Origin of the sequence: Flavobacterium sp., from assembly GCF_017985075.1 — a bacterium.
Lineage (GTDB): Bacteria > Bacteroidota > Bacteroidia > Flavobacteriales > Flavobacteriaceae > Flavobacterium.
Genome location: NZ_JAGNYF010000001.1, coordinates 32,827 through 51,868, shown reverse-complemented (window position 1 = coordinate 51,868; position 19,042 = coordinate 32,827). Strand labels below are relative to the sequence as shown.

The following is a 19,042-nucleotide window of genomic DNA, read 5'->3' as shown; positions in this document are numbered from 1 at the left end:
AATAAAAACCATATTAACTTAAATTTATCTATTAAAGTATTGCTTTTATTTATTATTTTTGTGGAAAAGAAGTATATGTCAATAGAAGTCGAAAATATTACCAAAACGTACGGAACTCAAAAAGCGTTAGATAACGTTAGTTTTTCTGTGAAAAAAGGCGAAATAGTAGGTTTTTTAGGTCCAAATGGTGCTGGAAAATCGACATTAATGAAAATACTGACTACTTATTTAACAGCAGATGAAGGCGAAGCCGTTGTAAATGGTTTTGATGTGACTTCTGCTCAAAAAAGCGTACAACAATCTGTTGGATATTTACCAGAACACAATCCGTTATATTTGGATTTATATGTGCGTGAATATTTAGAATTTAGTGCTGAAGTTCATAAAACTGCTAAATCTCGTATTCAAGAAGTGATTGAATTGACGGGCTTAACTCCAGAATGTCATAAAAAAATTGGCGAACTTTCTAAAGGATTTCGTCAGCGTGTAGGATTGGCTACGGCTTTACTTCACAATCCCGATGTGTTGATTTTAGATGAACCAACAACCGGCTTAGATCCGAATCAATTGGTTGAAATTAGAGAATTAATTAAAAATATTGGTAAAGATAAAACGGTATTTTTATCTACCCATATTATGCAGGAAGTTCAAGCCATTTGCGATAGAATTATCATTATTCACCAAGGAAAAATTGTGGAAGACGCACAAATTGCTGACTTAGGAAGCAATTTAGAAAAGGTTTTTAGAGAGAAGACGAAAGCTTAATTCAGTATCAAATGTCCTGAAAACAATTGTTCCACATTTATAATTGGTGGATTATTTTTCAGAATCACATTCCCAGTATTTAATATTTTTCCTGAAATGGATTGAATGGGTTTTAAAATCATATCGTTAGAACCGCGTTGAAAGATTTTTATGTTTTGACAAATGAAATTTTCTCCATAAAATTTACCCGTACCAAAATAGAAATTACACAATAATTCCAAAGTATTTCCAGAAATATAAAAATTAGACACGTGATTCGATTCTATTACGGTTTGTGCATTATTTATATTGAAATAGAAATCGCCAGTACCGGCTTCTTCTTCATTTAAAGCAAATAATCTCAGGATTGGAAAAGTCAACGTCCCGTCTGAAAAAATATCTTGTTCGGTTTTGCTATGAATTTCGGAAATATTTGGTGCTGTTACAAAAACAGTTGCGGCTTTGAAATCGCGCGTCCAGTTACACGTTGATTTGTCTTTTACCACTAAAAAATCGCCTTGTTTAGTTGCTTCGATATTATCAATAATATTAGAACCCGATTGAATGATGACTTTAAAATCTGGACCTTCTTTTACCACTAAAGAAATTCCTGAATGCACACGAATTTTATCAAAATCAGAAATAGCAAATTCTTTAGTTACTGGATTTCCTGCATTTTTTATACAATCTTCAGAAATTCCACAACCTGAAAGAAATAATACAAAAACTAAAAGTAAATATTTTTTTATCATAATCGTATTCCTAAAGTTAGTTCAGCAGCCTCGGCTTTTGCTCTATGCGTTTTTAAACCAATTCCTGTAATTATATTTTTATTGATATAATATTTTAGCGTCAATCGCTGATAAATATCAATATCATATTTAAAAGGTTTGTACACATAATATCCAAATTGCGTTTCAATGGATAGTTTATTAATAAATAATTCGTGACCCACAAAAACACCAATTCTTTTATAATCCGTATTTGGGTCTACTGGTTTTTTATCTGGAAAGGCTACAGAAGAAAATTGAATATAATCTTTTAAATATCTTGAAAAAAACACATCTGTTCCTAATTGTATGGCACTTTTTCTGTTAAAACGCTTGTCTGCATATAAACCAATGTGATAAAACTGACGCTGACCAATCCCAACTACTGGCGCTTCTGAAATTCCTGTTCGAAAGGCTAAATTGTATTTAATTTTTTCTGCATATGATTTTAAATTTGGCAAACTATCTTTTATAATCGTTTTGTCTTTATCAAAATTATAATTCAATCCAAAATTAAAGGAATAACTGTTTATACCGCTATTTGGTGCTTTAAATCGGGCATTAGAAAAATGGGTAAGCATAAATCCTGTTTGAAAACCAATTGGTCCAAGAAGGTTTTGCTTTTGATATTGTAATAAAATGTAATTGTTGTCTAAAAATTTCGAGCCAAAAGCGTTGTTTTTATTGTTGGTTTCTTTATCGTACGGATTAGTTGTAAATCCAATTCCTTGGGAAACTCGGAACAGCAAATGTCTTTTTAAAAAGTAAAAATTATAATGTAACCCTATCGCATAATTTTTACCTAAATAGTTATTTTTAAGGTCGATAGCTTGGAAAGAAATTCCATAATCTGGATAACCATAAACTTGCTGCCATTCCTTTTTACCTGATGATTTTTTATTTATACTTACCAAAAATCCGTCTGGATGACCAGTTGCCAAATGACTTACCTCAGGTGTATGTTTAAAAACATTTCCACGAAATCCTTGAACATCTATATAATAGGCGTCCGATTGATTTTGTGAAAACGAAATTCCAAAAATGAATAAAAGTAAAAATTGCTTCATAAAAATAATTCAGACAAATATAGTTTATGAAGTTCAATTACAAAGAAAATTGAAATTAAAATATTTGACTGGCAATGGCTTTGATATTTTCTGCTTTACCCATAGAGTAATAATGAAGCACTGGTATTCCTGCCGCCACAAGTTCTTTACTTTGTTGCGTACACCATTCAATACCAATTTGTTTTACCGCATCATTATCTTTAGCTTTCACGACAGACATAATTAAATCATCTGGTAATTCGATGCTAAATCGGTGTGGAATTAAATTTAGTTGTTTTTTTGTTGAAATGGGCTTCAAACCTGGTATGATCGGAACAGTAATTCCAGCCGCTCTGCACTTCGCAACAAATTCGAAAAATTTCTGATTATCAAAAAACATTTGCGTAATAATATAATCCGCACCGTTTTTAATCTTTTGTTTTAAGAAATGAATGTCACTATCTAAACTTGGTGCTTCCATATGTTTTTCGGGATATCCTGCAACACCAATACAAAAATCAGTTTTAGATGAATTTTGCAAATCGGCATCTAAATAAATACCGTTATTTAAATCATTAATTTGCGAAACCAATTCAGAAGCAAAAACGTGACCTTCTTTTTCTGGCTTAAAATAAATTTCACTTTTAACCGCATCACCACGAAGCGCCACAACGTTATCGATTCCTAAAAAATCTAAATCAATTAATAAATTTTCGGTATCTTCTTTCGTAAAACCACCACATAAAATATGCGGAATGGCATCTACATTATATTTATTTTGAATTCCTGCACAAATTCCTACCGTACCTGGACGTTTTTTTACAATTTTCTTTTGCAATAACCCGTTTGGTAATTCTTTAAATTCATATTCCTCTCGATGATACGTAACATCAATAAATGGTGGATTAAATTCCATTAACGGATCAATACTATCAAAAATAGATTGAATATTTTGACCTTTTAAAGGTGGTAAAATTTCAAAAGAAAACAAAGGTTTTCCGTTGGCGTTTTGGATATGTTGTGTTACTTTCATTTTTTTGTTTGTTTCAAGTTTCAGGTTTCAGGTTATTGAACTTTAAACTTTAAACCTGAAACAACTATTTTTAATCTGCAATATTAGGTGCTAACCATTTAGTTGCTGTTTCTATTGATATATTTCTTCTGTTTGCGTAATCTGCTACTTGGTCTGATTTTATTTTTCCTAACCCAAAATACTTGCTTTCTGGATGTGCAAAATAATATCCTGAAACTGAAGAAGCCGGCCACATTGCCATACTTTCAGTTAATTTCACACCAATATTTTCCTCCACTTTTAAAATATCCCAAATAGTTGGCTTTTCTAAATGGTCTGGACACGCTGGATAACCTGGTGCTGGACGAATTCCTTTGTAATTTTCTTTAATTAATTCTTGATTGGAAAGTTGTTCCTCAGAAGCGTATCCCCAAATTTCTTTTCGAACTTTTAAATGTAAATATTCTGCGAAAGCTTCTGCTAATCTATCACCTAAAGCTTTGGTTAAAATGGCATTATAATCATCTAATTGTTTTTCAAATTCTGTTGCTTTCTCATCTACGCCAAAACCAGTAGTAACACAAAAACAACCCATATAATCTTGAACTCCAGAATCTTTTGGCGCAATAAAATCAGCTAATGCGATGTTAGGTGCACCAGCGGTTTTTTGAGATTGTTGTCTTAGTGTAAGAAAAGCCCCCCCCGCCCCCGAAGGGGGAGCTACCAAGATTGTGTTTAATCCTTTACGAATTTTTTCTATTGTATTGAAAAAATCTGAGAGGACTTGATTATTTGTGAATCTTATTACTTTGAAACCTTTAGATTCCAACCATTCGGTTCTTTGTTTGTCGTGTTCGATTTGTGCTAAATCATTGTGGACAGCACCATCTACTTCTATAATTAATCTTTTTTCTAAACAAATAAAATCTACAATATATTCACCAACAATATGCTGTCTTCTAAATTTATAATTCTCAATTCCTTTATTGCTCAAAACATTCCAAAGCATTTTTTCTGCTTCAGTGGGTTTGTTACGCATTTCTTTTGCTTTTTCTTTTAAAACGCTATACAATTCAGAGCCTGCAGTTTCCCATCCATACTTATCCACAAAGTCGGGAGCTCCCCCTTCGGGGGTTGGGGGGCTGATTTCAATATCATCATCATTTATGGTGTTGGCGGGAAAAATTCCTAAAATTCCTTTAGCTGTAAACCATTTTTCAGAGACAATTTTTGACAACATATTTTGTGCATCTTTAAACAAATCTGATGCTTGTTCACCCACTATTTCATCAGTTAATATAGCAGGATATTTTCCATATAATTCCCAAGATTGAAAAAACGGTGTCCAATCGATAAAATCGACTAAATCGGATAATGCTACCTCAACTGTTTTCGTACCAATAAAATTAGGTTTTATAGCTTCGTAATTGTTCCAATCTATCTTTAATTTATTTTTACGAGCATCTTCAATCGTTAAGAAATTTTTCTCTCTTGCTCTGTTTAAATAGCCTTCACGTAATGCATCGTACTCCTCGCGTAACGCAATTGAATACGACATTTTTGTTTCCGTATTCAATAAATTCGAAGCAACAGTTACAGCTCTTGATGCATCATTAACGTGTACTACAGTTGCAGCATATTCCGGAGCAATTTTAACAGCTGTATGCGCGCGTGAAGTGGTAGCGCCACCAATCATTACTGGAATTTTGATGTTTAACTTATCCATTTCTTTGGCCAAATACACCATTTCGTCTAAAGAAGGTGTAATTAATCCGCTTAAACCGATAATATCTACGTTTTCTTTAATGGCAGCATCTATAATTTTTTCTGGCGGAACCATTACTCCTAAATCGATAATTTCAAAATTATTACACGCCAAAACTACTGATACAATATTTTTTCCGATATCGTGAACATCACCTTTAACGGTTGCCATCAATACTTTTCCAGCAGAAGACGAAGCGGTTGAATCTTTTTCTTCTTCAATAAATGGTAATAAATACGCCACCGCTTTTTTCATAACTCGTGCTGATTTTACCACTTGAGGTAAAAACATTTTTCCACTTCCGAATAAATCACCAACCACGTTCATTCCATTCATTAAACTGATTTCAATCACTTCAATGGCTTTATTGGCGGTTAATCTGGCTTCTTCCACATCAATTTCAATAAATTCATCAAATCCTTTTACTAACGAATACGTTAATCGTTCTTGAACTGAACCATTTCGCCATTCGGCTATTGCTTTTTCATTTACCTTGAAATCGCCTTTAAAACTTTCGGCTAAATCTAATAAACGTTCGGTAGCATCTTCTCTTCTGTTTAAAAGAACATCTTCAACGTGTTCTAATAAAACAGCGTCTATTTCATCGTAAATTTCTAACATTTCTGGATTTACGATTCCCATAGTCATCCCATTCTGAATGGCGTGATATAGAAAAGCGGAATGCATCGCTTCACGGACTTTATCATTTCCACGAAAGGAGAATGAAACATTACTAACACCACCTGAAACATTCGCAAAAGGTAAATTTTCACGAATCCACTTTGTTGCTTGGAAAAAATCTAAAGCGTTTAATTTATGCTCGTCCATTCCAGTTGCAACTGGAAAAATATTGGGATCGAAAATGATATCTTCAGCAGGAAAACCGACTTGGTCGACCAAAATATCATAACTTCTTTTACATATTTCAATTCTACGTTGGTAGTTATCTGCTTGTCCGACTTCATCAAAAGCCATAACAATTACTGCTGCACCATATCGCTTAATTAACTTGGCGTGATGTATAAAAACCGCTTCGCCTTCTTTAAGTGAAATTGAATTTACGACCGCTTTTCCTTGTACGACTTTTAAACCCGCTTCGATAATTTCCCATTTCGAACTATCAATCATTACAGGAACACGAGCAATATCTGGTTCGGCAGCAATTAAATTTAGGAATTTTGTCATAGCATAAACGCCATCTAACATTCCTTCATCCATATTAATGTCGATAATTTGGGCGCCACCTTCTACTTGCTCACGTGCTATTGAAAGCGCTTCGTCGTATTTTTCTTCTTTTATTAAACGAAGAAATTTACGAGAACCTGTTACATTGGTTCGTTCACCAACATTCACAAAAACAGATTCTTCATTAATAAAGAGTGGTTCTAAACCTGAAAGTTGTAAATTTATTTTATTTTTTTTTGACATTTTATTTTATAATCTAGCAGGCTAATCTTAAAGAATACTGCTTATTTTTTTATAATTTTCTTTTACTTCTTTCCAAAAGATTTTACTTTTAGAAACGTACTTTTTTATTTTGATTATGCTGTTTTTCATTTTTGCTTTTTTAAAATTCATTTAGAATAGTAAAATGCTAAATGATTGTTTTATTCTGATTTTCTTGGCTTAAATTCTGCTGCAACTTCTGCTATTAATTTAATGTGTTCTGGAGTTGTACCGCAGCAACCTCCAATTATATTTATCAAATTGTCTTGTAAATATTCCCGAATTAAAGCCTGCATTTCCATTGGTGTTTGGTCGTATTCTCCAAAAGCATTTGGCAAACCCGCATTTGGATGTGCCGAAATATTTACTTGTGTATGTTGTGCCAAGCGTTTTAAATAGGGTTTTAACTGATCGGCTCCCAAAGCACAATTAAAACCAACACTTAACAAAGGAATATGCTGAATAGAAATTAAAAAAGCTTCTACCGTTTGTCCAGATAAAGTTCTTCCAGAAGCATCTGTAATAGTTCCTGAAACCATAATTGGAATATCAATATTTCTTTCTTCTTTAACTTCTTCAATAGCGAAAAGTGCCGCTTTTGCATTTAATGTATCGAAAATAGTTTCAACCAAAAGTACATCCGAACCACCATCAATTAAAGCTTCAACTTGTTGTTTGTATGCAATTCGTAAGTCGTCAAAAGTTACGGCACGAAAACCAGGATCATTTACATCTGGCGACATAGAAGCCGTTCTGTTAGTTGGCCCTATAGAACCTGCAACAAAACGAGGCTTATCCGTAAATTCATCTGCAACTTCTCTAGCAATTTTAGCGGATTGGTAATTTAATTCGTACACCAAATCTTCCATATGATAATCGGCCATACCAATTGTAGTACCAGAAAACGTATTGGTTTCTACAATATCAGCACCAGCCTCAAAATACAAACGATGCACTGCCTTTACCGCTTCTGGTTGTGTAATAGAAAGTAAATCGTTATTTCCTTTTAATGGATGTGGAAAATCTTTAAATCGTTCCCCTCGAAAATCTTCTTCTTCAAATTTATTGCGTTGCAACATAGTACCCATAGCGCCGTCAAGAACTAAAATTCTTTCTTTAATGGCTAGTTGTATGTTGCTTTTAATTTGTTGTACTTCTGGTGAATTTGACATTTTCAACGGAATTATATTTTAAAATGATTATACTGCTTTCAAAAAAAATGAAAACACGAAATAAACTTAAAATTGAAATCAGCGAAAAATGTGAAATTTTCAAGTTATCTGCTTCCTATATTAGTAGGAATAGAATGTAGCACCTTCTACAAGAGTAGGGTTGCTAAGGTTTCAATGGGTCTAATCCCTCCACCTTTCGTGATAACAATCAGTATGTTTATGAACGGGGCAAAGGTACTAAAAAAAATGAAAAAAGAAATATTTTCTAAAATTTAATTTTTATTGACATAAATTAAGGTAATTTTTCATTTAAAATTAATATTCATAGATTATTTTTCATTTAATAAATGATTTTGTTGAAAATTTAATTTAAATCGTTTTTTATGATTTGTATTTCAAATTGATTTTATAACTTTGCTGCAGAATTAAAGAGGAAAAATTTGAACTGATTGCAACCTCGTTAAAAAATGCTAAAGCAGAAACTTCCCTACTTTAGTATTTCCTTGCAATTTTTTCGTTAATTATTATATATTAATTTATAATTATGGCTTATTTATTTACGTCGGAATCTGTGAGCGAAGGACATCCAGATAAAATTGCAGATCAAATTAGTGATGCATTAATTGACAACTTTTTAGCATTTGACCCATCGTCAAAAGTAGCTTGTGAAACTTTAGTAACAACTGGACAAGTTATTTTGGCTGGTGAAGTAAAATCTAATACCTATTTAGATGTACAAACTATTGCACGTGATGTAATCAAAAAAATTGGTTACACAAAAAGCGAATATATGTTTGAAGCAAACTCTTGTGGGGTTTTATCAGCAATTCACGATCAATCTGATGACATTAACAGAGGAGTTGATAGAGCTGCAGCTACAGATTTTGAATCGAAAGCAAATGCACAAGGTGCGGGTGACCAAGGAATTATGTTTGGTTATGCTACTAATGAAACTGAAGATTTAATGCCTTTAGCATTAGATTTAGCTCACAAATTATTACAAGAATTAGCAGAATTAAGAAGAGAAAATTCAGCCATTACGTATTTACGTCCTGATGCAAAATCTCAAGTTACTTTAGAATACAATGATGACAATGTTCCAGTAAGAATTGATTCGATTGTAGTTTCTACACAACACGATGATTTTGATGAAGAAACTTCTATGCTTGCAAAAATTAAGAAAGATATTATTGACATCTTAATTCCAAGAATTTTGGCTAAATATCCTCAATATGCGCATTTATTTAATGATAAAATTGAATACCACATTAACCCAACTGGAAAATTCGTAATCGGAGGACCACACGGAGATACTGGATTAACAGGTAGAAAAATTATCGTGGATACTTATGGCGGAAAAGGTGCTCACGGTGGTGGTGCTTTCTCAGGTAAAGATCCAAGTAAAGTTGACAGAAGTGCTGCTTATGCTGCGCGTCATATTGCTAAAAATTTAGTTGCTGCAGGTGTGGCAAGCGAGGTTTTAGTTCAAGTTTCTTATGCTATTGGTGTTGCAAAACCTTGTAACATATATGTAAATACATACGGAACAGCTAAAAACGGTTTATTAGATTCTCAAATTTCTGATAAAGTAGCACAATTGTTTGATTTAAGACCTTATGCTATTGAGCAAAATTTAAAATTAAGAACGCCAATTTATAGTGAAACTGCTGCTTACGGACATATGGGACGTAAAAATGAAGTAGTAACAAAAACGTTTAAATCACCAGATGGTGTAGTAAAAACAGTTGAAGTTGAATTATTTACTTGGGAAAAATTAGACCGTGTAGCAGATATTAAAACTGCCTTTGGCATATAGTTAAGTCGAATGTCGAAAGTTTAAAAGTCGAAAGCTTTACTGACTTTTAAGTAATAAAAAAACCCGATTTTCATTTGAAAATCGGGTTTTTTGTTTTTATCTAATATCTTGATTTAAGATTAAATCAATATATAAATTGATTTTATCTTTTAATTCTTTTCTATGTGAAATAAAATCTAAGAAACCGTGTTCTAATAAAAATTCTGAAGTTTGAAAACCTTCTGGCAAATCTTTACCTGTTGTGTCTCTAACTACTCGTGGTCCCGCAAAGGCAATTAAAGCACCTGGTTCTGCAATATTAATATCTCCAAGCATAGCATAAGAAGCAGTAGTTCCTCCTGTTGTAGGATCAGTACATAAAGAAATATAAGGTAATTGAGCTTCTGCAAGTTGAGCTAATTTAGAAGATGTTTTTGCTAATTGCATTAATGATTGTGCTGCTTCCATCATACGTGCTCCACCTGATTTTGAAATCATCACAAATGGTATTTTATTTTTGATAGCATAATTGACACCTCTTGAGATTTTTTCACCAACTACAGCGCCCATCGAACCACCAATAAAAGCAAAATCCATACAACAAATAACAATGTCATTTCCTTTAGATTTTCCTACTCCAGTTCTTACCGCATCTTTTAGTTTGGTTTTTTCGGTAACTTCTTTTAAACGGTCACTGTACTTTTTAGTATCCACAAATTTTAATGAATCTACTGAAGTTAAATTAGCATCTAATTCTTTGAATTCATTATCATCAAATAAAATTCTAAAATATTCAGCACTACCAATTCGTACGTGATAATCGTCTTCTGGGCTTACCCATAAGTTTCTTTCTAATTCTTCTGAGTCTACAATTTTTCCTGTTGGCGATTTGTACCACAATCCTTTCGGTACATCTTTTTTATCCTCAGTTGCAGTTGTAATTCCTTTTTCTTTTCTTTTAAACCAAGCCATAATTTTTCAAGTCAAAAGTTAAAAGTCAAAAGTCAAAAGTCAAACAAATCTGAAAATATTCAGACATTCGACTTTTGACTTAATGACTATAATGTATTTACGTTATTTAAATCGGCGAAAGCCTGTTCTAATCTTGTATTGAAAGTAACTTCTCCTTCACGAATCCATTTTCTTGGGTCGTAATGTTTTTTATTTGGACTGTCGCTTCCTTCAGGGCTACCAATTTGTGTTTTTAAATAATCGATTTTAGAGGTCATATAATCTCTAATTCCTTCTGTAAAAGCAAATTGTAAATCAGTATCGATATTCATTTTGATTACACCATACGAAATGGCTTCTCTTATTTCTTCAATCGTAGAACCTGAACCTCCGTGGAAAACAAAATCAACTGGATTAGCGCCTGTGTTGAATTTATTTTGAACGTATTCTTGCGAATTTTTTAATATTTTAGGTGTTAATTTTACATTTCCTGGTTTGTACACGCCGTGAACATTTCCGAAAGAAGCAGCAATTGTAAAACGTGGGCTAATTTTCATTAACTCTTCGTATGCATAAGAAACTTCTTCTGGTTGTGTGTACAATTTAGAACTATCCACATCTGAATTATCTACACCGTCTTCTTCTCCACCAGTAATTCCCAATTCAATTTCTAAAGTCATATCCATTTTACTCATTCTTGCTAAATATTGCTTGCAAAGTTCAATGTTTTCTTCAATTGGTTCTTCAGATAAATCAATCATATGAGAAGAATATAATGGTTTTCCTGTTTCTGCAAAATGTTTTTCAGAAGCATCTAATAAACCATCAATCCAAGGTAATAATTTTTTTGCACAATGATCTGTATGTAAAATTACGGTTGCGCCATAAGCTTCAGCTAAAGTATGTACGTGTTTTGCACCGGCAATAGATCCTAAAATAGCTGCTTTTTCACCAACATTTGACATTCCTTTTCCAGCATTAAACTGACCGCCTCCGTTTGAAAACTGAATAATTACAGGTGCATTTAATTTTGCTGCTGTTTCTAAAACTCCATTTATTGTACTACTTCCTGTAACGTTTACAGCTGGTAAAGCAAATCCTTTTTCTTTCGCGTAATTAAAAATTTCTTGAACTTGATTTCCAGTAGCTACTCCAGGTTTGATATTATGACTCATACGTTTTTATTTATTGATAATTTATTTATGTTGTTTGAATTTACAAAAGTAAGAATTTTATTAATTTTAAAAAGGATAATTGATACCTATATTAAAAACAGTTTTAGAAAAGTTCATATCTTTCAACCATCTTTGCGAATATTCTTTAGCCGGATTGTAGGCTTTGAAACCTAAATCGCCACGAATTACAAAGAAACCAAAATCATATCTAAGTCCAAAACCAGTTCCTAAAGCAACCTCTTGAAAAGATTTTGTCCCTTTAAAAATTAATTTTTCATCTTCTACGTTATCTGAAACATTCCAAATATTTCCTGCATCCGTAAATAAAGCACCATTTAAGCTATTAAAAATATTAAATCGGTATTCTAAATTTAGAGAAAGTTTTAAATTGGCTTCATTAAAATCATTAACACTTAAACTCGATCCAGGTCCTAACGAATACGCTTGCCATCCTCTATTATCATTACTTCCACCTGCAAAATAACTTCTTGAAAAAGGCACCGAATTTGAATTTCCATAAGGAACAGCTATGCCTCCAAAAAATCTGAATGCTAAGGAACTTTTCTTATATAAATGTAAATGTTTGATGTATTCAAATTCAGTTTTAAGATATTGCGCATATTCTACACCAAAAACAGTTTGGTTTCCGTTGCTACTAAGCTCTTCTTTTTTTTGTTTAGAAATTAAACTTAAAATATTTCCCGAACTTTCAATTTTCGCTTTAATATTATAAAACTGTACGTCATTGACGCTTCTTTTGGTACTTAAATTATAAGAAAAACTTGATGATAAAATCAAATTGTTTTCAATCAATCTTTTTCTTCTTTCTCCAATGGTGTTAATGATTTTATAATCTGGATTATCACGCGGAAGCGTTAAAGGATATGTGTTATTCTTTACCGCATTAATAAAATCTACAGCTCCTGAAAAAGTCAAATTCCCAGCAGCGTCTTCAAAAGTAGTATTTGTATTATACGTTTGTGCTAAATTATTTAACGTATTGTATGAATAATTATACACGTTAAAATAATTATCAATATTTAAATTTTTAACAAATTGTAAGTTAAATAAATCCAATTTAAACTTTTTAGTTTCATCTTTATTTAAACCCCAATCATAATAAAAACTACCATAATAATTTTCTTTATCCAAACCAATATTAGTCTGTTTAGACAAACCTAAGGTAATATATGTGCTAGGTAACGATTCTTTACTAATAATTCTTTTTGTGTTAATTGGGAAGAAAATTCTTGGAAAACTTAATTTTACATCAGCACCATATTCAAGTATGTTAAAAAAAGCATCCGTACTATTTTTTATACTGGCATCTTTTGAGGAACCCAAATTGCCTCGCAACGAAAAATCTAAAATTTCGGCGCCTTTAAATAAATTTCTAAATGTAATTCCTGTAAAACCTGAAATACCAAACAACTGAATGTTTGATTGTGTAAAATCGCCTTTAATGTTGAAATTATATTTTTTTAATGGTGTTAAAACAATATTAGCAATTAATCCATTTCCAGTTGCATCTTCTACATATTGAATTCGAGGATACGCAAATACTCTTAAATTAGATAATGCTCTTGTAGTTAAAGTCCTATCTTGATCACTAAATAGTTTTCCTTCTTCAATAAAAATGGCATTTACTAATGCTTTAGGTTTATATTTTAGTTTCCCAGAACTGTAGAAATTAAATTTTTTGTACGAAATACTATCAATTCCGATGGCTTTCTCTTTTACTTGTTTATCCGTAAAAACATTGACTTTACTAATTTTATATAACTTAAATGGTTCGGTGAAAGTAGAATCGGTATTTTTAACAATTCTATTTCCAATATTAAACGTAATATTCAACTTATTTTTTTTGCCAATCGTATCTACATCTGGTCTTTTAATGTAATTTTCTTGAAAATGATATAAGCCTCTATTTCGAAATTCTGTGGCTATTCGTTTTTTCTCGTTGCTAATATTTTCTGCGGTATACGTTTCGCCTGTTTTTATTAACGAATTTCCAGAAATATTTTGATATAATGAATCTACAATAGGTGTTTCAATATTTCTAAAAATACTATCAATTACATACGGTTTTCCGGTATTTATTTGATACGTAACTTTTACTTTTTTATTTTTTAACGAATCGATTCTAGATGCTACTTTCACATCAAAAAACCCTCTGTTAAATTGGTACGATTGCAATCTAATTTCCGATTTTCTAACTCTTGCTGTATCCAAAATAGAAGGTGCTTCTCCTACTTCCTTAAAAAAATCACTATATCCAGAAACCAAAAACGATTTACCCAAACGATTTACTTGCTTTTTAGAATACAATTTAGTCATTCTTTCTAATCGGTTTGGTTTTTTTAGCAACCACGCTTGGTAAGAAGAGTCGGCATTTTTTTTACTCAAATTGTATAATTGCAAACGGGGTTTAAAACCCAATAACTTACTGTTGGGTTTTTGGTACAATTGATTGTGCAAATCTTCTGAGTTAGTAGATTTGTTATTTACTATAATTTCGTTATCTTCAATAAGCAATTGTTTCTTTTGGAGCTTTCTCACTTCAGAACAAGAGTAAAAAAGTAGTCCAAAAAGAAAAAATAGTGCTATTTTTGGAGTGAGATTCTTCAAACGCTTAATTTTTATCAAAAATACAATTTTTTATGGTTAGCAAAAACCAAATTAAACTAATTAATAGTTTACAGCAAAAAAAGTACCGTAAGTTACACAATCTTTTCATAGCAGAAGGTAAAAAAGTAATTCAAGAACTTATTGACGCTAATTTTATTCTGGAACATTTATTTGTAACCAAAGCTGATTTGTTTGACACCAACCCTGCTGCAACACTTATTTCAGATAGTGAACTTAAAAAAATAACTGCTTTAACTACCGCAAATGATTGTTTGGCTGTTTTTGAAATAAAAGAAACCGCTTTCAAACCAACTTCTGGATTAGAATTGGCTTTAGACAACATAAAAGACCCAGGAAATATGGGAACTATTATAAGATTGTGTGATTGGTTTGGTATTTCAAAAATTGTTTGTTCTGAAGAAACCGTAGATATGTATAATCCAAAAGTGGTACAAGCTACTATGGGAAGTTTAGCCAGAGTACAAGTTGAATACATCAATTTAGCCGATTATTTAAAGGCTACTGATAAGGAAATTTTTGGAACATTTATGGATGGCGAAAACATTTATAAAAAAGAATTACCTTCTAATGGCATCCTTGTAATGGGAAATGAAGCCAATGGCATATCTTCAGAAATTGAAAATTTAATTACTCAAAAAATTTCTATACCAAGATTTGGAAATTTACAGCAAACCGAAAGTTTAAACGTAGCCACTGCCACCGCGATATTTTTGTCAGAATTTAAACGAAGTAACTAAAAATCAACTTTTTGACTTTACGCCTTTTGACTTTATAACTTAATGGAACGTAAAGTTTACAAATACCGCTCTTGTTTGCATCGACTTAATATTCCCTGTCCAAGGAGAATTCGGATCTAAATCACGAATTAATTCATCTCCCGTTCCAAAAACACCACGAATGGAAGGAGAAAATTTAAAGTATTCCAAATATAAATCCAATCCAAAACCTACTTCGTAATTTTGAGTCCAGGTTTTTACTCGGAATCTATTTGCTGAATTATCGTCTGTTGCTTTTTCGTTACTTCCTAAATTTAAAGTTGAAGAAACACCTCCAACCAAAAATGGTCGCACATTTCCTGTTCGTAATGCCGAGTATTTTATCAGCAATGGAAAATGTAAATTGGCTGCTTTTACTTCTCTTAATCGATCTACACGATCTTCAATATTTGGGTAAATTAAATTGCGCTGCGTGGCATAAAAACCAGGTTCAAATCGTAAATCAAAAAATTCTTTTAATCGTAAATTTACTACTAAACCCACATTAAAACCAGTGGCTGGCTTCAACTCAATATCTTTTCCAACCGTTTTATAATTAAATTGATAATTGTAACTGCTAAACCCTAAATAATACCCAAAATGAATTTTTTTCTTCTCAAAATTTTCATCATTTATAATTGGATTTTTACCAAAGGTACCGCCCTGAGCGAAAGACTTCAGCGCGAATAATAAAATAAAAATAAGATATCTAACTTGCATTTTTTACTTTTTTGATGCTGTATAAATTGTAGCCACACCCATAGTTTGAGGTTCGTGCTTTACCTCTATAAACCCAATTTTTCGTAAAATATTGTTTAACGCTTCGCCAAAAGGGAAATTTTGTGCGGAATTGGACAAATAGGTATAAGCGGCTTTATCTTTTGAAAACAGTTTTCCAATGGTTGGCATAATAAAATTGGTATACACATAATACCCTTGTTTAAAAGGAAATGTAGTAGGCACAGACGTTTCTAAAATAATAAAAGTGCCATTTGGTTTCAATACACGAAGTATTTCAGAAAGTCCTTTTTCAAGATTTTCGAAATTTCTTACGCCGTATGCCACGGTAATTACATCAAAATAATTATCCGTGTAGGGAATTTTTTCTCCATCACCTAAAACCATTTGAATTTTTGAATCTAAGTTTTTATCTGAAATTTTTTTCTTACCCATATCAAGCATACCTTGCGAAATATCTAAACCGATAATTTCTGTAGCAGTAGTTTCGGCAAATAATATAGCTAAATCTCCAGTACCAGTGGCAATATCAAGAATCGACGTTGGCTGTTGAAGTTTTACCATTTGTAAAATCTTCTTTTTCCAGGTAGCATCTGTTCCTAAAGAAATTATTTTATTTAATCCATCATAATTTTCGGAAATGGTATCAAACATTTGAGCCACTTGCTCTTTTTTACCTTTTTCGGAATCTTGATACGGTTTTATGCTTTCAGACATTGTTTTGATTTTGAAGTACAAAAGTAATTGAAAATTATGAATTACAATTTACGAATTACGATTTGACTTAATAAAAGTTTGAAACGTAAAATCAAAGGCGTGTTTTTCATCTTTTGGATGTAGTTCTTCAAAAACAAGTTCCCAATGTTCTGGATTTATTTCTGGAAAAAAAGTATCGGCTTCAACAGTCGTATGTACGCGAGTTAACTCTACTTTATCAGCCATATCAATAGATTGTTTATAAATTTCGCCACCGCCAATAATAAAAACGTCTTCATTTTTTGGACAAGCTTCTATAGCTTCTTCTAAACTTGAAACCACAATACATCCCTCTGTTGCTATATAATCACTTTGACGAGTAATAATAATGTGCGTTCTATTGGGTAATGGTTTGGGGAAACTCTCAAAGGTTTTTCTTCCCATAATAATATAATGCTCGGAAGTTAGCGCTTTAAAACGTTTAAAATCGTCTGGTAAATGCCAAACCAATTGGTTGTCTTTTCCCAAAGCATTGTTTGTAGATGTTGCGGCGATTAGTGTTAGCATAGGTTTATATTTAAAATAAAGAAATGATTCAAATAAATTAAGCTCAAAATTTATTTGATTTTAAGACAATAAATTCAAAACATTAATATATTTTTTTTTAATAAGAAAATATTTTCTCAACTTACTATTCATTTTTAAATTATTATTTCATTAAAATATAAAATTATTCCTTAATACATCTAATTGGATAACCAAAAGACATTAATGAAGCTCCTAAACTTGCCCAATCTCTTGATGAATATAATGATAATATATTTGCGGATATATTTTGACTATCGCCTCCCCAACCTTTACCTAAAGATTTTGTCCAAAATTCTTGTGTCTGTAAACTTTGTTCAAATTTGCCATTTAACCCCCTTGAACCAATTAACTCAGCATTAAAACCACTTTTATTTGTGCCACCCTTAAATCTAACAGACTTTAGATGCTTACCAGCAATATTTGGTCCTCCATATTTATTTATCAATTCCTTATAATTTTCTTTTGTTGGTATAGTCCAACCAAATGGTGATATTTGTCTTTCATCTATTACTGCCCACAAGTTATATAATTTATCGTTTTTTGAATCATTATTATAATAACACCATGCAGGTATTTTGTTTTCACCACAATAAATCCATTCGGCATCATCTCTTACTTCTGTGATAATATCTCCATTTCTAAAATAGCTGACTTTTAGGTTTTCAATAAGCCATTTTTGTTCGCCAATAATAGCAATTTTATATGAATTTCCTTCGTTATCTTTAAATTTTTTATAAGAATTACTATTAATACTTTTCGAACTCTCACTTAGATTTTCATTTTTTTTATCAACTTTAATTCTCGAATTAACTAAGGCTTCTGTTTTAATATTTTCTGTTTTTTTTTCTGTTTTTTTGGGTTCAACAAAGCAAGAAATAAAAAACAAACAAAAAGATAAGATTGATATTTTTTTCATCATGTTAATTGAATTTTATAATTTGCAAAAAAAACTGATATTAGAAATAAACTTAATGAAATATAAATTCCATATTTATAATCTATAATAGTTGCTTGTGTATAATAATAGCTTTTATTTGAATATTTATTAAAGTCAGAATCCGAATAATTTAAATCATATAAATTGAAACCGTTTCCGTCTGTTCGTATTCTATTACCAAAATAGGAATCAAAATAAATACTTAGAACTTTAGTTGTAGCAGGCACATATTCTACAAGAGACAGTTTTCCATAATTATTTTGACTCGAAGTATCTGCTGTATAACTTATTTTTCCAAAATGTTCTAATCCATATAAAATTCCAAAACCTAAAATAAATGATAAGACTAAATTTCTTAAATGTTCTTTTTTAACTTTTAATGTTTTACTCATTATAATTTTGTTTAAAAAATGATTTTTAATCAGTGAAAATAAAGTTGTGAACAAATTTACTAAAATAACTTTTATTTTACTATTTGCAACGTAGTTTTTTGCAGCAAAATAAATCTATTATTTTACTTTCATTCAAATAGATATAAATCTTAATTATAAACTATAATTTATTGTTTTTCTGATGCTTTAAAAGTTGGATGATGAACAAATCCAATCATTTTTATTATTTCTGAATTAAAAAGATAATCAAGACTATCAAATAAATAAAATAGCAAATCGGGTTTGATTTCTGCACTTACCATAAAAAATAATTGTGATTTTTCTTGCGTTTGTCAATTAAATTTAGTATTTTTGCAACTTATGTGGTTTATATAGAAATATTGGCTATACTTGTCTCGTAAACAGTAGCCT

Annotated in this window: 16 protein-coding genes, 1 pseudogene and 1 riboswitch; of the genes and pseudogenes, 3 read left to right on the top strand and 14 right to left on the bottom strand. The window is 31.3% G+C overall.

The window, feature by feature from the left end; all coding sequences use genetic code 11:
* Nucleotides 1-75 precede the first annotated feature (75 nt).
* Nucleotides 76-696, top strand: a pseudogene (locus KA468_RS00230) (ATP-binding cassette domain-containing protein); the annotation flags it as partial.
* A 65-nt stretch (nucleotides 697-761) separates the two neighbouring features.
* Here KA468_RS00230 and KA468_RS00225 read toward each other — a convergent pair.
* The 5 genes from KA468_RS00225 to KA468_RS00205 all read right to left on the bottom strand — a co-directional run bounded on the left by KA468_RS00225 (nucleotide 762) and on the right by KA468_RS00205 (nucleotide 7,955).
* Entirely contained in the window at nucleotides 762-1,496 is a 735-nt protein-coding gene (locus KA468_RS00225; RefSeq protein ID WP_291240943.1) for a head GIN domain-containing protein, read from the bottom strand.
* Nucleotides 1,493-2,581 carry an acyloxyacyl hydrolase gene (locus KA468_RS00220; protein WP_291240942.1) on the bottom strand — a complete coding sequence of 363 codons (1,089 nt, stop codon included), beginning with the start codon at nucleotides 2,579-2,581 and terminating at the stop codon, nucleotides 1,493-1,495. Before KA468_RS00220 ends, KA468_RS00225 begins: the two co-directional genes overlap by 4 nt.
* A 55-nt stretch (nucleotides 2,582-2,636) precedes the next feature.
* The gene (gene metF / locus KA468_RS00215; protein WP_291240941.1) at nucleotides 2,637-3,593 is read right to left on the bottom strand and encodes a methylenetetrahydrofolate reductase [NAD(P)H]; all 957 of its coding nucleotides are present in this window, start codon (nucleotides 3,591-3,593) and stop codon (nucleotides 2,637-2,639) included.
* A gap of 70 nt (nucleotides 3,594-3,663) precedes the next feature.
* Nucleotides 3,664-6,765 (bottom strand): vitamin B12 dependent-methionine synthase activation domain-containing protein, encoded by a 3,102-nt coding sequence (locus KA468_RS00210; protein WP_291240940.1) that lies wholly within the window; start codon nucleotides 6,763-6,765, stop codon nucleotides 3,664-3,666.
* Nucleotides 6,766-6,944: 179 nt separating this feature from the next.
* Nucleotides 6,945-7,955, bottom strand: a complete 1,011-nt coding sequence (locus KA468_RS00205; protein ID WP_291240939.1) for a homocysteine S-methyltransferase family protein — start codon at nucleotides 7,953-7,955, stop codon at nucleotides 6,945-6,947.
* Between the two features lie 101 nt (nucleotides 7,956-8,056).
* Nucleotides 8,057-8,163: riboswitch (SAM riboswitch) on the bottom strand.
* Nucleotides 8,164-8,499: 336 nt separating this feature from the next.
* On the opposite strand from KA468_RS00205, the gene metK reads away from it, so the two are divergent.
* The gene (gene metK, locus KA468_RS00200) at nucleotides 8,500-9,771 is read left to right on the top strand and encodes a methionine adenosyltransferase (protein ID WP_291240938.1); all 1,272 of its coding nucleotides are present in this window, start codon (nucleotides 8,500-8,502) and stop codon (nucleotides 9,769-9,771) included.
* A 96-nt stretch (nucleotides 9,772-9,867) separates the two neighbouring features.
* On the opposite strand, the gene accD is transcribed toward metK, so the two are convergent.
* From accD to KA468_RS00185, 3 genes are all read right to left on the bottom strand, one after another.
* On the bottom strand, nucleotides 9,868-10,722 hold the full coding sequence (gene accD / locus KA468_RS00195; protein ID WP_291240937.1) for an acetyl-CoA carboxylase, carboxyltransferase subunit beta: 855 nt from the start codon (nucleotides 10,720-10,722) through the stop codon (nucleotides 9,868-9,870).
* An 86-nt stretch (nucleotides 10,723-10,808) separates the two neighbouring features.
* Complete coding sequence (gene fbaA, locus KA468_RS00190; RefSeq protein WP_291240936.1) at nucleotides 10,809-11,876, bottom strand: class II fructose-bisphosphate aldolase; 1,068 nt, start codon at nucleotides 11,874-11,876, stop codon at nucleotides 10,809-10,811.
* 66 nt (nucleotides 11,877-11,942) lie between these two features.
* Entirely contained in the window at nucleotides 11,943-14,435 is a 2,493-nt protein-coding gene (locus KA468_RS00185; RefSeq protein ID WP_291240935.1) for a BamA/TamA family outer membrane protein, read from the bottom strand.
* Between the two features lie 101 nt (nucleotides 14,436-14,536).
* On the opposite strand from KA468_RS00185, the gene KA468_RS00180 reads away from it, so the two are divergent.
* Nucleotides 14,537-15,262, top strand: a complete 726-nt coding sequence (locus tag KA468_RS00180) for an RNA methyltransferase (protein ID WP_291240934.1) — start codon at nucleotides 14,537-14,539, stop codon at nucleotides 15,260-15,262.
* Nucleotides 15,263-15,301: 39 nt separating this feature from the next.
* Here the strand turns inward: KA468_RS00180 and KA468_RS00175 are convergent, their stop codons facing one another.
* The 6 genes from KA468_RS00175 to KA468_RS00150 form a co-directional block, all read right to left on the bottom strand.
* A complete protein-coding gene (locus tag KA468_RS00175; RefSeq protein WP_291240933.1) occupies nucleotides 15,302-16,000 on the bottom strand; it encodes a porin family protein in 699 nt (232 codons plus the stop codon).
* A gap of 3 nt (nucleotides 16,001-16,003) precedes the next feature.
* Nucleotides 16,004-16,735 (bottom strand): bifunctional demethylmenaquinone methyltransferase/2-methoxy-6-polyprenyl-1,4-benzoquinol methylase UbiE, encoded by a 732-nt coding sequence (ubiE, locus tag KA468_RS00170; RefSeq protein ID WP_291240932.1) that lies wholly within the window; start codon nucleotides 16,733-16,735, stop codon nucleotides 16,004-16,006.
* A gap of 48 nt (nucleotides 16,736-16,783) precedes the next feature.
* On the bottom strand, nucleotides 16,784-17,281 hold the full coding sequence (locus KA468_RS00165) for a dihydrofolate reductase (RefSeq protein ID WP_291240931.1): 498 nt from the start codon (nucleotides 17,279-17,281) through the stop codon (nucleotides 16,784-16,786).
* A gap of 163 nt (nucleotides 17,282-17,444) precedes the next feature.
* Nucleotides 17,445-18,221 carry an FISUMP domain-containing protein gene (locus KA468_RS00160; RefSeq protein ID WP_291240930.1) on the bottom strand — a complete coding sequence of 259 codons (777 nt, stop codon included), beginning with the start codon at nucleotides 18,219-18,221 and terminating at the stop codon, nucleotides 17,445-17,447.
* Entirely contained in the window at nucleotides 18,218-18,631 is a 414-nt protein-coding gene (locus KA468_RS00155; protein ID WP_291240929.1) for a hypothetical protein, read from the bottom strand. The genes KA468_RS00160 and KA468_RS00155 overlap by 4 nt, the downstream gene beginning before the upstream one ends.
* Before the next feature lie 167 nt (nucleotides 18,632-18,798).
* The gene (locus KA468_RS00150; protein WP_291240928.1) at nucleotides 18,799-18,933 is read right to left on the bottom strand and encodes a hypothetical protein; all 135 of its coding nucleotides are present in this window, start codon (nucleotides 18,931-18,933) and stop codon (nucleotides 18,799-18,801) included.
* Between the last annotated feature and the right edge of the window lie 109 nt (nucleotides 18,934-19,042).

Bases quoted from the DNA above. Each gene is read 5' to 3' on its own strand.
- KA468_RS00225 (WP_291240943.1), bottom strand. From the start codon at position 1,496: ATGATAAAAAAATATTTACTTTTAGTTTTTGTATTATTTCTTTCAGGT.
- KA468_RS00220 (WP_291240942.1), bottom strand. From the start codon at position 2,581: ATGAAGCAATTTTTACTTTTATTCATTTTTGGAATTTCGTTTTCACAA.
- metF (WP_291240941.1), bottom strand. From the start codon at position 3,593: ATGAAAGTAACACAACATATCCAAAACGCCAACGGAAAACCTTTGTTT.
- KA468_RS00210 (WP_291240940.1), bottom strand. From the start codon at position 6,765: ATGTCAAAAAAAAATAAAATAAATTTACAACTTTCAGGTTTAGAACCA.
- KA468_RS00205 (WP_291240939.1), bottom strand. From the start codon at position 7,955: ATGTCAAATTCACCAGAAGTACAACAAATTAAAAGCAACATACAACTA.
- metK (WP_291240938.1), top strand. From the start codon at position 8,500: ATGGCTTATTTATTTACGTCGGAATCTGTGAGCGAAGGACATCCAGAT.
- accD (WP_291240937.1), bottom strand. From the start codon at position 10,722: ATGGCTTGGTTTAAAAGAAAAGAAAAAGGAATTACAACTGCAACTGAG.
- fbaA (WP_291240936.1), bottom strand. From the start codon at position 11,876: ATGAGTCATAATATCAAACCTGGAGTAGCTACTGGAAATCAAGTTCAA.
- KA468_RS00180 (WP_291240934.1), top strand. From the start codon at position 14,537: ATGGTTAGCAAAAACCAAATTAAACTAATTAATAGTTTACAGCAAAAA.
- KA468_RS00175 (WP_291240933.1), bottom strand. From the start codon at position 16,000: ATGCAAGTTAGATATCTTATTTTTATTTTATTATTCGCGCTGAAGTCT.
- ubiE (WP_291240932.1), bottom strand. From the start codon at position 16,735: ATGTCTGAAAGCATAAAACCGTATCAAGATTCCGAAAAAGGTAAAAAA.
- KA468_RS00165 (WP_291240931.1), bottom strand. From the start codon at position 17,281: ATGCTAACACTAATCGCCGCAACATCTACAAACAATGCTTTGGGAAAA.
- KA468_RS00160 (WP_291240930.1), bottom strand. From the start codon at position 18,221: ATGATGAAAAAAATATCAATCTTATCTTTTTGTTTGTTTTTTATTTCT.
- KA468_RS00155 (WP_291240929.1), bottom strand. From the start codon at position 18,631: ATGAGTAAAACATTAAAAGTTAAAAAAGAACATTTAAGAAATTTAGTC.
- KA468_RS00150 (WP_291240928.1), bottom strand. From the start codon at position 18,933: ATGGTAAGTGCAGAAATCAAACCCGATTTGCTATTTTATTTATTTGAT.